The organism is Nocardia sp. NPDC005366 (genome assembly GCF_040606855.1).
GTDB lineage: Bacteria > Actinomycetota > Actinomycetes > Mycobacteriales > Mycobacteriaceae > Nocardia.
Genome location: NZ_JBEXFQ010000006.1, coordinates 250,788 through 263,987, shown reverse-complemented (window position 1 = coordinate 263,987; position 13,200 = coordinate 250,788). Strand labels below are relative to the sequence as shown.

Below are 13,200 nucleotides of genomic sequence, written 5' to 3'. Positions count from 1 at the left end.
TGGCACCTGGTTTCCGGTGTGGCGCACAGCAGTTGAGGATGAGAAAACCTGAACCGCGCAATGGTGTCAAGCAAGTGCCGCGCGTTCGGCGACCTGGATGCCAGACACGCCGAGCGACGCGGAAAGGTTGTGTAACAGCTCGCTAGAAGTGACCTGATGCGAGTAGCTTGGGAGGCGATGACCGCACTATTGGCCGAACGCGCCGCCGAAGTCGTGTCCGCAGCACAACAGTTGCTCACAAAGCGAATGGGTGCTGCGGTGAAACTGAGCGATCCGATGGAGCTCAGTGGAAGTGGTAGGACGACGGTCCTACGTGTGCGCGTTTCGGAGAATGCCTACTCGTTGCCACGGACCCTGATCATCAAACAGGTCCGCGGCGCCGCTCGTGATCGCCGGACCGGCGGGCTCGCGCCCGGCGTGGCCAGCATCGATTCGGCATTCCTTCGTGAAACCGTTTCCTACCAGTTCACCACCGCGCTCGGTCGCGACCAGCGGCCCGGCGCCTACTTGATCGCGCACAGCCTGCCGGACCGACTGCTCATCCTGAGTGATCTCGGTGAGAATTCACTGCTCACCCAGGTGCTGCACGCGGGCGCCGAACCGGCCACGCGCAATGCGCTGATGGCGTTCGCGCAGGCCATGGGCCGGATGCACGCCGCGACGATCGGGCGCGAGGCCGATTTCGTCGCGCTGCTACGCCGGGTCGAGGTCGTGCACCGGGTGGACGGAATCGCCCAGCAGGCCGAATCCGCCATCGCCGAGGTACCGGGGCTGCTCCAGCGCGAGCTCGGCGTCGAGGTGCCGGGGGAGATCGCCGAGCGGATCGTGCGAGGCAACCGATTGTTCTCGGCGGGCAGGTTCCGTGCCTTCAGTCCGTCGGATCTATGCCCCGACAATGTGATTCTCAACGAGGAGGGCGCGCGCTTCCTCGATTACGAGTGGGGCGGATTCCGCGACGCCACGCTGGATATCGCCTACGCGCTGGTGTCGTTCCCCGGCTGCCTCTGTGATTTCGAATTGTCGCGTGAACGCGGCAGGCAGATGGTGGAGGCGTGGCGCTCCGAGGTGGTCGGGGTGTGGCCCCCGCTCGCCGACGACACCGTCCTCGCCGAGCGCATCCTCGAGGCCAGGCTGATCTGGGTGTGGCTGAGTACCTACTGGTTCCTGCCCGCCGACCACGCCCGCATCGCCGCCGCCCGCGAACACGGACTGTCGGTGCCTCGCTCGGACGCGTTGATCAATCGCTGGGCCGCCCTCGCCGAGGACGCCCGCTGCACCGGTGACGACATCATCGGAGATTTCGCCGAGGACGTCTCCGCGAGGCTCGAAGAGCGCTGGGCGGAATAGCCCGAGATCCGACGACATCGAGGCGCGCCCCGGACGAGCGGGCGCGACCTCGACAATCCAGTCCGAAAACGGCCGCGTTCAGCGGCGGCGCAGGAGTACGCCGCGTATGAACGCGGCCTGTCCGGAATGCTGGATATCGTCATCGATGACGCTGACGAGCCGGACACCGAGGGTGACCGGCGGATCCCACCTGGTGTCGACGACGCGGGGCAGGTCGGCGTCGGTCAGCCCGGCGACATAGTCGATCGTTTGCGCGTGCACCGCGTCGAAGTAGCCGAGAAGTAGCTCCGCGCTCACCGCGCCCACCCGGTCGACCTCCGTCGGCCCCTGCCCGTAGCCGGTCTCCGCGTCGGGGAACGGCAGGTCGAAGCGTTTCGCCCAGCCTGCCGCGGTCCACACCTGTTCGAGCCCGGCCACGTCGGCGATGTGATCGTCCTGCACCCTGGTCAGATGCCAGATGAGCCAGGCGATGGAGTTCGCACCGGGTTCGACCCTGGCGGCCAGTTCGTCCTGGGTCATGCCCTCGACCGCTCCGTGCACATTCTCCCGGACTCGGCCGAAGGCGTCGCTCAGCAAGTCAGCACTCGTCATACCGAGACCAAGCGGCAGCGACGCGGCGTTATTCCCGGGCCGTCGATCGTCAGTGCGGCGATCCTCAGTGCAGCGGTCCCGAACACGGCTCCACCCGGCCGCCGGAGCGGACCGCGAACGAAACACCGTGGCGCACAGCGGTATTCGGGTCTTCGACGTCGGCGAGGTAGAACCAGTCCATCTGGGCTCGCTCGGTGGTGACGTCGAGGACGCCGTAGCCGTGCGATTCCACTTCGACGTAACGCAGGTGGTGGTTGACGCCCGCGACCGCCGCCTCGATGGGCACCGCGGCCGTGCGCGGCGGGGCCTTCAACAACTCGCCGATACTGGAGGAGGTGACGGACGGAACCACGAATTCCGCGCCGACGGTGGGGCCGCCCGGATAATTCGCGGCGTCGATCGGCAGGTCGGCGGCCCAGGAGGAATGGATATCGCCGGTCAGGAACACCACGTCGGCGATCTGCCGGTCCACAAGGGTGCCGAACAGCGTCGCGCGGTCCGCGGTGTATCCGTCCCACTGGTCGGCGTTGACCGGAATACCCGCCTGAGGCAGGCCCATCACGCGGGTGAAAGCCTCGGTGGCAGCGGGTTCAAGCGGCGGGAAGACCAGCGGCGCGATCATCACCGAATTGCCCACCAGCTTCCACTGCACCGGAGCCGAAGCCAAGCCCGCGGTGAGCCAATCCATCTGAGCCTTTCCGGTGATGGTGCGGGCCGGATCGTCGATCTCACGCCAGCCGGTCACGGCTTTGGCCTCGCGATCTCGGTAGCTGCGCAGATCCAGCATCGACAGTTCCGCGAGCGTGCCGAATCGCAGGCGGCGGTAGATCTTCGCCTGATCGCCGGAACCGTTGGCGCGCACCGGCATCCATTCGAGGTAGGCGCGCGCCGAGGCGGCGCGGCGGTCGCTCCACTCGCCGTTCACCGCGGGATCGTGCTTACTCGAACCGCCGGACCAGGAGTTGTCGGCGGATTCGTGGTCGTCCCAGGTGCAGATGAAGGGCAGTCGCACGTGCAGGGCGGCGAGGTCGGGGTCGGTCTTGTACTGGGCGTGCCTGATGCGATAGTCGGCCAACGTCACGATCTCGTGGGCGGGATCGTGCGGTCGGACGGCTCCGGCTCTGCCGCCGTATTCGCCGCGACCGTATTCGTAGATGTAGTCGCCGAGGTGAACGATGGCGTCGAGATCGTCGCGGGCGGCCAGATGGCGGTACGCGCCGAAATACCCCGCCTCCCAGTTCGCGCACGAGACGACGCCGAAGCGGAGACGTTCGGGGGAGTCCGCGGGTGCGGGAGCGGTGCGGGTGTGTCCGACGGGGGAGGTCTCACCGAGTGCGGTGAAACGGTAGTAGTAGCTGCCGCCCGGCGCGAGACCGGTGACGTCGACCTTCACGGTGTGATCGGAATCCGAAGCAGCCGTGGCGGTTCCGGATGCCGCGACGGTCGTGAAGGTCGCGTCGCCGGCGACTTCCCACCGCACGGTGGCCGGCGAGCCCGTGCCGGAACCGGGCGTCGCGTCGGGGGAGACGGTGACGCGGGTCCAGATGACGACACCGGTGGGCAGCGGATCGCCCGAGGCGACGCCGTGGGCGAAAACCGGAGTCGCGGCGCGCGCGGTGCCGGTGGCGAGTAGCGCTGTCGCGGCTGCTCCGCCCTTCAGCATGGTGCGACGAGCGAGGGGGCCCAGGAGAGCGGGACTTGAAACGGCATCGTTTTCGGCCACGGACAATGATCACAGTCGATTCGCGGGGCGGGGGCAAGTCGGACAGCGTGCCGCGCCCGGTGTCGTACCCGGGCGGTACGGTCGAATTCATGAGCGAGCGATTCGGGTGCCGCCCTGCGTCGGCTGCGCGCCGGGGTGAGGCGCGAGCATGAGCGATGGGCTCTTCGACGTGCCGGGGCACGCGGGCTCGGAGTCGGATGCGCAGCGCGACGGTGGTGTGGACTATTTCCGTGGCCCCGGCACCGCCGCGCCGCTGGCGGTGCGCATGCGCCCGGAATCGCTGGACGAGGTGGTCGGGCAGCAGCATCTGCTCGGCCCCGGCTCGCCGCTGCGACGGCTCATCGAAGGGTCCGGTGCGGCGTCGGTCCTGCTGTACGGCCCGCCCGGTACCGGGAAGACCACGCTCGCTTCGCTGATCTCACACGCCACCGGCCGCCGCTTCGAGGCGTTGTCGGCGTTGTCGGCGGGGGTCAAGGAGGTGCGCGCGGTCATCGATCTGGCACGGCGACGGCTCACGGCGGGCGAGCGCACGGTGCTGTTCATCGACGAGGTCCATCGTTTCTCCAAAACCCAGCAGGACGCGCTGCTGGCCGCGGTGGAGAACCGGATCGTGCTGCTGGTCGGCGCGACCACGGAGAATCCGTCGTTCTCGGTGGTATCGCCGTTGCTGTCGCGTTCGCTGGTGCTGCGACTGCACTCGCTGACCGAGTCCGATATCCGAGTGGTGCTGCGCCGCGCGATCGACGATCCGCGCGGTTTCGGCGGCGCCTACACCGTGACCGACGCGGCGCTCGATCACCTCGTGCGCATCGCGGGCGGTGACGCGCGGCGCGCCCTGACCGCGCTGGAGGCGTCCGCGGAATCCTCGCTCGACGGCGCCGTCGATGTGGAGTTGGTCGAGGCGAGCGTGGACAAGGCCGCCGTCCGCTACGACCGCGCGGGTGACCAGCACTACGACGTGGTGAGCGCGTTCATCAAATCGATTCGCGGCTCCGACGTCGACGCGGCGCTGCACTATCTGGCACGGATGCTCAGCGCGGGCGAGGATCCCCGTTTTCTCGCGCGCCGCCTGGTCATCTCGGCGAGCGAGGACATCGGTATGGCCGATCCCACCGCGTTGCAGACCGCGGTCGCCGCCGCGCAGGTCGTCCAGCTCATCGGTATGCCCGAGGCGCAGCTCACACTGACCCACGCCACGATCCACCTCGCCACCGCCCCGAAATCCGGCGCGGTGCCCGCCGCCCTCGGCGCCGCCATGGCCGATATCTCGGCGGGCATGGCGGGTCTTGTCCCCGCCCACCTGCGTGACGGTCACTACGCGGGCGCGGCGGCGCTCGGCAATGCCAAGGGATACAGATATCCGCACGACGATCCGGATGGCGTGCTGCCCCAGCAGTATCCGCCCGACGAATTGGTCGGCGCGGATTACTATACCCCGACCGACCACGGTCACGAACGTGAAATCGGCCCGCGCGTGCAGAAATTGCGCCGCATCGTTCGCGGCGGATAGCCGCGGCGGCGACATCGATGCGAGCGGCTGGGGTTCGGCCCGGCGGCCGGAGCCGCACGCGGGCGTCGGTGTCCGGTTCCGTGCGGGCGATGAAAAACCGCGTGCACGGCACCGGTAGGCTGGATATCTGTGCAGACCCACGAGATCCGACGGCGATTCCTGGACCATTTCGTCCGTGCCGGCCACACCGAGGTGCCCAGTGCCTCCCTGATCCTGGCCGACCCCAACCTGCTGTTCGTCAACGCGGGCATGGTGCAGTTCGTGCCGTATTTCCTCGGTCAGCAAACCCCGCCGTACGCTACCGCGACCAGCGTGCAGAAATGCGTGCGCACCCTCGATATCGAGAACGTCGGCATCACCACCCGTCACCTCACCTTCTTCCAGATGGCGGGCAACTTCGCCTTCGGCGACTACTTCAAGCGCGAGGCCATTGCACTGGCCTGGTCGCTGCTGACCGACAGCGTCGAGAACGGCGGCTACGGCTTCGATCCCGAACGGCTCTGGGTCACCGTCTACCTCGACGATGACGAGGCCGAGCGGATGTGGCTGGAGATGGGCGTGCCTTCCGAGCGCATCCAGCGCCGCGGCATGGCCGACAACTACTGGTCCATGGGCATCCCCGGCCCGTGCGGTCCCTGTTCGGAGATCTACTTCGACCGTGGCCCGGAATACGGCGTCGAGGGCGGTCCCGAGGCCGACGAGGATCGCTACCTCGAAATCTGGAACCTCGTCTTCATGCAGAACGAGCGCGGCCAGGGCACCGGCAAGGACGATTTCGAAATCCTCGGCCCGCTGCCGAAGAAGAATATCGATACCGGTATGGGTGTCGAGCGCGTCGCTTTCCTGTTGCAGGGCGTGGAGAACGTCTACGAGACCGACCTGCTCCGCCCGATCATCGATAAGGCCGAGGAGCTGACCGGCCGCTCCTACGGTGTCCAGCACGAGGACGACGTGCGCTTCCGCGTGATCGCCGACCATGGGCGCACCGCGGCGATGTTGATCGCCGACGGCGTCAACCCCGGCAACGACGGCCGCGGTTACGTGCTGCGCCGTCTGCTGCGCCGCATCGTGCGCTCGGCCCGGCTGCTCGGCGCGGAAAAGCCGGTGATGGCCGAATTCATGAAGGTCGTCAGCGATCTGATGGCGCCGTCCTACCCGGAGCTCGCCACCGATTTCCGCCGCGTCGAAACCGTCGCGGTGGGTGAGGAGACGGCGTTCCTGAAGACGCTGAACACCGGCTCCACCCTCTTCGACAACACCGCGTCCGCGGTGAAGGCCAAGGGCGGCAAGACGATCGCCGGTTCGGATGCCTTCACCCTGCACGACACCTACGGTTTCCCGATCGACCTCACCCTGGAAATGGCGTCCGAGGCCGGACTTTCGGTGGACGAGGACGGTTTCCGTTCGCTCATGGCCGAGCAGCGCAAGCGCGCCAAGGAGGACGCCCAGGCCCGCAAGCACGCGCACGCGGACCTGTCGGTCTACAAGGAACTCGTCGATCGCGGAGCCACCGAGTTCACCGGTTTCGAGGAACTCACCTCCGAAGCTCACGTGCTCGCCCTCATCACCGACGGCGTGCGGGTTCCGGTCGCCACGGCCGGGCAGGACGTCGAGGTGATCCTCGATCGCAGCCCGCTCTACGCCGAATCCGGCGGCCAGATCGCCGATCGCGGCGCCATCACCGCCTCGGGGGTGAAGTTGCGCGTCAACGACGTGCAGAAGATCGCCAAGAAGTTGTGGGTGCACAAGTCGACGGTCGAGCAGGGACAGATCACCGAGGGCGATGTCGTGCTCGCCCAGGCCGATCCGGCGTGGCGCAGCGGAGCCACCCAGGGCCATTCCGGCACCCATATGGTGCACGCGGCCCTGCGTCAGGTACTCGGCCCGAACGCCGTCCAGGCCGGATCGCTGAACAAACCCGGCTACCTGCGATTCGACTTCAACTGGCAGGGCCAGCTCTCCGAGCGGCAGAAGGCCGATATCGAAGCGGTGTCCAACGACGCGGTCGGCGCGGATTTCCCGGTGAACACCTTCGTCACCGACCTGCCCAAGGCCAAGCAGATGGGCGCGCTCGCGCTGTTCGGCGAGAACTACGGCGACGAGGTCCGTGTCGTCGAGATCGGCGGACCGTTCTCGATGGAACTGTGCGGCGGTACGCATGTGCGGCACTCCTCGCAGATCGGACCGATCACCGTGCTCGGTGAATCCTCTGTCGGTTCCGGTATCCGCCGCATCGAGGCGTTCGTCGGTCTGGATTCCTACAAGTACCTGGCGAAGGAACGCGCGCTGCTGGCAGGCGTCGCGTCCTCGCTCAAAGTGCCCTCCGACGAGGTGCCCGCGCGCGTCGAGCAGCTGGTGGAGCGGCTGAAGGTAGCGGAGAAGGAACTGGAGCGGACCAAGATGGCCGCCGTGCTCTCCTCGGCCGCGTCCTTCGTCGACCAGGCCGAGCGTGTCGGCTCGGTACTGCTGGTGGCCGTCGCGGCTCCCGAAGGCGTGCAGGCGGGCGATCTGCGCACGCTCGCCACCGATATCCGCGGCCGGTTCGGTAGCGAACCCGCCGTCGTGGTCCTGCTCGGCCATGCCGACGGCAAGGTGCCGTTCGTGGTGACGGTGAACAAGGGCGCGCAGAACGCCGGCGTCAAGGCCGGAGATCTCGTCGCGAGCTTCGGCCCGAGTATCGCGGGCCGCGGCGGTGGCAAACCGGAGATGGCGCAGGGCGCCGGCTCCGATCCGTCGGGTATCGCGGCGGGTCTGGCCGCGGTCCGCGCCCGGGTGGCTGAACTGGCCGGTTGATGGGCGACCCGGAAAGTTCCGAGAATTCGGGTGGTCCGCGCGGTGCGGACCGCCCCGATCCGGCGGCCGACCCCGGGCGGGGTCGGCGCATCGCCATCGATGTCGGCAGCGTCCGGATCGGCGTCGCCTCCAGCGATCCCGACGGTGTCCTCGCCACCCCGGTCGAGACCGTGCCGCGCGCGAAGAAAGTGCGCGGCGCTCGTTCCCCCGCGGATATCGACAGAATTGCCGAAATTGTGCGGGAATACGAGGCAGTCGAGGTCATTGTCGGCCTGCCGAGGACATTGCGCGGGGAGAAGGGGACGGCAGCCGACCTCGCTATCGCGTTCGCGGAACATTTGCGGAAAAAAATTGACCCCGTGCCGATCAGGCTTTCCGACGAACGTTTGACTACCGTGTCAGCTGCACGTGCATTGCGGGACAGTGGTGTTCGCGCGCGTGGCCAGCGGCAGGTGATCGATCAGGCGGCGGCCGTGTCGATCCTGCAAGGATGGTTGGACGAACGGAGTGCGGTGTTGAAGTCGGTCGAAGAGGCGCCGGTGCGTGACGCGTCGTTCGGAGACGACGCATGACGGATCGATGGGCGCGGGCCGAGGAACGCTACCGCGAGCGCGAGGCCGATCGGCGTTATCGGCGAGACGACCGAGCCTGGGGTCGCGACAGCCGGGGAGGCGGCGAACCCCCGGACGATGCCGACGACTGGGACGACGATGAGGACGACACCACCGTCATCCCCCGTTACACCGACGAAGAGCCGTTGTACGACGGCCCGCCACTGTACGACGACGATGATTTCGAGGACGAGGACGACGAACCGGAGCCCGCGCCGCCGCCGAGAGCGCGGACCGCGCGCGTCGGCAGGCCCGAGAGTGCGCCGCGGAGCCGTTCCGAGCGGCGTCCCCAGCCGCGACGTTCCGGTTCCCAGCGCGGTAAGCGCTCGCGGGCGGCGGCGCGCAAGGCCGAGGAACGCAAGAAGCGTCGCCGGACCATCTGGATCATCGGGGCGTGCTTGGTCGCGTTGCTCGTCGGCGCGGTCGGCTTCGCCGCCAAGAAATTCGCCGACTCGATGGCCATACCGGAGGATTACGCGGGCGCCCCGGGACCGCTGGTGGTCGTGCAGGTGCATCCGGGCGACACCGCCAAGCAGATCGCCACGTCGATGGTCGACAAGGACGTTGTCAAGAGCGGCGCCGCCTTCTTCGAAGCGGCGGTCCGCACCCCCAGCATGAGTTCGGTGCAGCCGGGGTTCTACGCGATCCCCAGCAAACTCTCGGCCGCGGACGCGGTGATCGCGCTGCTCGGCAAGGATTCGCGGGTCGGCAATGTGGTGGTCTCGGAGGGCAGGCTGCTGCACGACCAGCACGACGTCAACACCGGCGCGCGTAAGGAGGGGATCTACACCAAGATCGCCGCCGCCAGTTGCATCGGATCCGCCGCCGAGAAGAAATGCGTCACCTACGAACAGCTCGCCACCGCGGGCGCCGACCCCGACCTGGCGGCGCTCGGCGTCCCGAGCTGGGCGCAATCCTCGGTGAAGGCGGTCCCGGATCGCACCAGGCAGCTGGAGGGCCTGATCGCGGCGGGCACGTGGGATTTCGACCCGAGCGCGACGCCGCAGCAGATCCTGAAACAGCTCGTCAGCGCGAGCGCCGCGAGTTACGAGTCGACCGGGCTGCTCCAGTCTGGGGCGACGACGCAACTGTCGCCGTATCAGACGCTGATCGCGGCCTCCCTCGTCGAGCGCGAGGCGCTGCCGCAGGATATGCCGAAGGTGGCGCGGGTGATCGTGAACCGGCTGGAGGTAGGTCAGCAACTCGAATTCGACTCCACGGTCAACTACGCGCTGGACCGGACCGAGGTCGCCACCACCGACTCCGACCGCGCCACCCGCACACCGTGGAACACCTACGCGATGACCGGGCTGCCCGCCACACCGATCGCCGCGCCGTCGCTGAACGCTCTGCGCGCCATGGAGAATCCTGAGCCGGGTCCGTGGCTGTACTTCGTGACCATCGACATGAAGGGCACCACATTGTTCACTCAGAGCTACGCTGAGCATCTGCGCAATATCGAAAAGGCCGAGCAGAGCGGAATTCTCGACAGTGGGCGATGAAGCGGGCGCTGGTTCCGGTGCCGGGGTGAGCGGGCGGGCAGCGGCCCGCAAGGCCGCGGTGCTCGGCAAGCCCATCGCGCATTCGCGCTCTCCGCAATTACATCTCGCGGCCTACCGCGCCCTCGGCCTGCCGTGGACCTACGAGCGCATCGAATGCTCGGCCGAGCAGTTGCCCGGCCTGGTCGACGGGCTCGGACCGGAATGGGTCGGGTTGTCGGTCACCATGCCCGGCAAGGAGGCGGCGCTCGCGTACGCGAACGAGCGTACCGAGCGCGCGGTACTGGTCGGCTCCGCCAACACACTGGTCCGCACTGCCGACGGCTGGCGGGCCGACTGCACCGACGTGGACGGCGTGGTCGGTGCGCTGCGCGAGGGTGGCGTCACGGCACTGACCAGCGCGGCTGTCCTCGGCGCCGGCGGCACCGCACGTCCGGCGTTGCTCGGGCTGTCGGACCTCGGCGCGAAATCGGTCACCGTCTTCGCCCGCGACCCCGGACGGGCGCGCGGTGCGGCGGAACTGGCCGAACGACTCGGCATGTCGGTCACCGTGGCCGGATTCGACACCCATACCGTGCAGGCCGTCTGCGCGGAGGCCGACGCGGTGGTCAGCACGATTCCCTCGGAGGCGGCGGCGATCATCGCGGCCTCGGTAGCGCACGCACCCGTGGTGCTCGACGCGATATACAACCCGTGGCCGACTCCGCTCGCGGTGGCCGTCGCGCGGGCGGGGCATACCGTGGTCAGCGGTTTGCAGATGTTGCTGTTCCAGGCGTACGGCCAGGTCGAACAGTTCACCGGGCGGCCGGCGCCGCGCGCGGAAATGGCCGCGGCGCTGGAGGATTGATCGTCGCGTCGGGCGATCACGCGCTCCGATCGCCCCGACCCGGTTCGACCGGTCGCTGGTGGATTCCGCGGCGGCCGGACGACTTCAGTGCCCCCGTGACCGATTTTCTGATACCTGTTCTAGTTCTGATCCGGGGAGCAGGGCGTTATGGTGGTTGCCATGACTGCTTGGGTTCTGCGGGCTTTCGCGCTCGGTGTGCTGGTTGTCGGCCTGCGCACCGCGCTGGGGTTCGCGATGGTGTACTGGCCGACGCACGGGAGCACGATGCGGATCTTGTGCCTGTTCGCGCTGCTGGCTGTCATCGTGGCCTGGGGCGTTTTCGACGGTCGCGCCGATCGCCTGGAAAATCCCGATCCCGAACGCGGCGCCGATCTGACCATCCGGTGGTTGCAGGCGGCGGTCGCGGGCGGTATCGGCAGCGGTCTGGTGTCCTGGATCCTCGACTGGTTCCCCAGGATCGACCTCGGTGACAACGGCCTGCTCTTCGAGGTGACCGCAGGCGCGTCCTTCATCATCCTGCTGATCTTCATCCCCGCGCTGATCGGCGTCGGCATCGGCCGAATGCTGGCCGGACGCCGGGAAGAGAAATCGGCGACACATCATTCCGCGGACCATCCCGTCGCCTCCGCGGTCTGACCGGCACCCGACGACGAGGGGCGCACTCCTCGGGAGTGCGCCCCTCGTCGTATGAGACGCGTAGGACGCGAGTGCTACAGCAGGACGGCACCGCCGCTCGGGCTCTCCTCGCGGGCGATGGCCGAATAGGCGGCGGCCAGCAGGGTCGGATCCGGGCCCTCCAAACGGCCCGGTTTGGCCAGACCGTCGAGAACGACGAATCGCAGCACACCGGAACGGGTCTTCTTATCGGTCTGCATCGCGTCGAGCAACTGGGGCAGCGCATCGGCGTCGTAGGAGACCGGCAGCCCCACCGAGGCCAGCACTGCCCGATGTCGATCGGCGGTGGCGTCATCGAGACGACCGGCGAGCCGCCCCAATTCGGCCGCGAAGACCAGCCCGACCGAGACCGCCGCGCCGTGCCGCCACCGGTAGCGCTCACGGCGTTCGATGGCGTGGGCGAGCGTATGGCCGTAGTTGAGGATTTCGCGGAGGCTGGCTTCCTTGAGATCCGCGGCGACCACATCGGCCTTGACCTGGATCGCGCGGCGGATCAGTTCCGGCAGCACCGTGCCGGTCGGGTCGATGGCCGCCTCTGGATCGCGTTCCACCAGGTCCAGAATGACCGGGTCGGCGATGAATCCGGCCTTGATGATCTCGGCCATGCCCGCGACGATCTCGTTGCGGGGCACCGTCTCGAGGGTCGCCAGATCGACCAGGACGGCCGCAGGCTCGTGGAAACTGCCGACCAGGTTCTTACCGGCCTCGGTATTGATGCCGGTCTTACCGCCGACAGCGGCGTCGACCATCGCCAGCAGGGTTGTCGGCACATGCACGATCCGCACCCCCCGCATCCAGGTGGCGGCGACGAATCCGGCCAGGTCGGTGGCCGCGCCGCCGCCGAGGCTCACCACGACATCGTTGCGCGTCAGGCCGATCCGGCCGAGCACCTCCCAGCAGAAGCCCGCGACGGCCAGATCCTTACCCGCCTCGGCGTCCGGGATCTCCACCCGGTGCGCGTCGATCCCGGTGTCGGCCAACGCCTTGCGCACCGCTTCCGCGGTCTCGGTCAACGGCGGCTGATGGAAGATCGCGACCGTACGGACGCCCTTGGTCGCACCCGTCACCGATTCGACGAGTTCGCCGAGCAGACCGCGCCCGATGATGACCGGATACGGGTCGGCGGTCTCGACCTGGATACGACTCGGCTGTGTCACGAATGCTCCGATTCTCTCGTTACGAATTGTCGCGGTGCCGTTCCCGCTCGCGCGGCGGACCACGGACGCCGGGTAGGCGGGAGGGCGTGGACACGATGCCACGCCGCGCTCATGTGCGACGCTCCGATTCGGTGTAGGCCGATTGTTTCTCGGCCCGGGGGCGGGTGCGGGGCGCGCGCCTGCGGCGAGGCCGCTCGGACTGGCGATCGCCCGTCGCCCGCTTCGGCTCCGCACCACGGTCACGGCCGTCCGTCTCCGGGAGCGCGCCGGTGCGCGAGGCGACGCTGGCGCCCGATCCGGCATCGGCACCCGATGTCGTGCCGGGGGCGCGGTCGGAAGTGATGGAGCGCGCGGACTCGGAGGTTTCGGTACCCGCCGTGACGTGGGTGTCGGGTGCACCGGCCGGGCGATGCGCCTTGCGCGCACGATGTCGCGTGGTCGGGCTCG

General features: G+C 68.2%; 10 protein-coding genes. 7 read left to right on the top strand and 3 right to left on the bottom strand.

All coding sequences use genetic code 11. The features are described 5' to 3' along the window. Positions 1-177 precede the first annotated feature (177 nt). Positions 178-1,347, top strand: coding sequence for a kinase (locus ABZS43_RS09970; RefSeq protein WP_355035520.1), 1,170 nt, complete (start codon positions 178-180; stop codon positions 1,345-1,347). A 78-nt stretch (positions 1,348-1,425) separates the two neighbouring features. Here the strand turns inward: ABZS43_RS09970 and ABZS43_RS09965 are convergent, their stop codons facing one another. Together ABZS43_RS09965 and ABZS43_RS09960 are read right to left on the bottom strand one after the other, a co-directional pair. After that, positions 1,426-1,938, bottom strand: a complete 513-nt coding sequence (locus ABZS43_RS09965) for a DinB family protein (protein WP_355035456.1) — start codon at positions 1,936-1,938, stop codon at positions 1,426-1,428. Positions 1,939-2,002: 64 nt separating this feature from the next. Further along, positions 2,003-3,601 carry an alkaline phosphatase D family protein gene (locus tag ABZS43_RS09960; protein WP_355035519.1) on the bottom strand — a complete coding sequence of 533 codons (1,599 nt, stop codon included), beginning with the start codon at positions 3,599-3,601 and terminating at the stop codon, positions 2,003-2,005. A 208-nt stretch (positions 3,602-3,809) separates the two neighbouring features. Between ABZS43_RS09960 and ABZS43_RS09955 the strand changes: the two genes are divergently transcribed. The 6 genes from ABZS43_RS09955 to ABZS43_RS09930 all read left to right on the top strand — a co-directional run bounded on the left by ABZS43_RS09955 (position 3,810) and on the right by ABZS43_RS09930 (position 11,557). Beyond that, a complete protein-coding gene (locus ABZS43_RS09955) occupies positions 3,810-5,171 on the top strand; it encodes a replication-associated recombination protein A (protein WP_355035455.1) in 1,362 nt (453 codons plus the stop codon). A gap of 129 nt (positions 5,172-5,300) precedes the next feature. Next, positions 5,301-7,964 carry an alanine--tRNA ligase gene (gene alaS / locus ABZS43_RS09950; RefSeq protein WP_355035454.1) on the top strand — a complete coding sequence of 888 codons (2,664 nt, stop codon included), beginning with the start codon at positions 5,301-5,303 and terminating at the stop codon, positions 7,962-7,964. Further along, positions 7,964-8,536, top strand: coding sequence for a Holliday junction resolvase RuvX (gene ruvX / locus ABZS43_RS09945; protein WP_355035518.1), 573 nt, complete (start codon positions 7,964-7,966; stop codon positions 8,534-8,536). Before alaS ends, ruvX begins: the two co-directional genes overlap by 1 nt. Next, the gene (gene mltG, locus ABZS43_RS09940) at positions 8,533-10,077 is read left to right on the top strand and encodes an endolytic transglycosylase MltG (protein WP_355035453.1); all 1,545 of its coding nucleotides are present in this window, start codon (positions 8,533-8,535) and stop codon (positions 10,075-10,077) included. The genes ruvX and mltG overlap by 4 nt, the downstream gene beginning before the upstream one ends. A gap of 25 nt (positions 10,078-10,102) precedes the next feature. Continuing rightward, positions 10,103-10,921 (top strand): shikimate dehydrogenase, encoded by an 819-nt coding sequence (locus ABZS43_RS09935; RefSeq protein WP_355035452.1) that lies wholly within the window; start codon positions 10,103-10,105, stop codon positions 10,919-10,921. Between the two features lie 159 nt (positions 10,922-11,080). Continuing rightward, on the top strand, positions 11,081-11,557 hold the full coding sequence (locus ABZS43_RS09930; RefSeq protein WP_355035451.1) for a B-4DMT family transporter: 477 nt from the start codon (positions 11,081-11,083) through the stop codon (positions 11,555-11,557). A gap of 74 nt (positions 11,558-11,631) precedes the next feature. Here ABZS43_RS09930 and aroB read toward each other — a convergent pair whose 3' ends face one another. Further along, the gene (gene aroB, locus ABZS43_RS09925) at positions 11,632-12,753 is read right to left on the bottom strand and encodes a 3-dehydroquinate synthase (RefSeq protein ID WP_355035450.1); all 1,122 of its coding nucleotides are present in this window, start codon (positions 12,751-12,753) and stop codon (positions 11,632-11,634) included. Positions 12,754-13,200 lie beyond the last annotated feature (447 nt).

Bases quoted from the DNA above. Each gene is read 5' to 3' on its own strand.
- ABZS43_RS09970 (WP_355035520.1), top strand. From the start codon at position 178: ATGACCGCACTATTGGCCGAACGCGCCGCCGAAGTCGTGTCCGCAGCA.
- ABZS43_RS09965 (WP_355035456.1), bottom strand. From the start codon at position 1,938: ATGACGAGTGCTGACTTGCTGAGCGACGCCTTCGGCCGAGTCCGGGAG.
- ABZS43_RS09960 (WP_355035519.1), bottom strand. From the start codon at position 3,601: ATGCTGAAGGGCGGAGCAGCCGCGACAGCGCTACTCGCCACCGGCACC.
- ABZS43_RS09955 (WP_355035455.1), top strand. From the start codon at position 3,810: ATGAGCGATGGGCTCTTCGACGTGCCGGGGCACGCGGGCTCGGAGTCG.
- ruvX (WP_355035518.1), top strand. From the start codon at position 7,964: ATGGGCGACCCGGAAAGTTCCGAGAATTCGGGTGGTCCGCGCGGTGCG.
- mltG (WP_355035453.1), top strand. From the start codon at position 8,533: ATGACGGATCGATGGGCGCGGGCCGAGGAACGCTACCGCGAGCGCGAG.
- ABZS43_RS09930 (WP_355035451.1), top strand. From the start codon at position 11,081: ATGACTGCTTGGGTTCTGCGGGCTTTCGCGCTCGGTGTGCTGGTTGTC.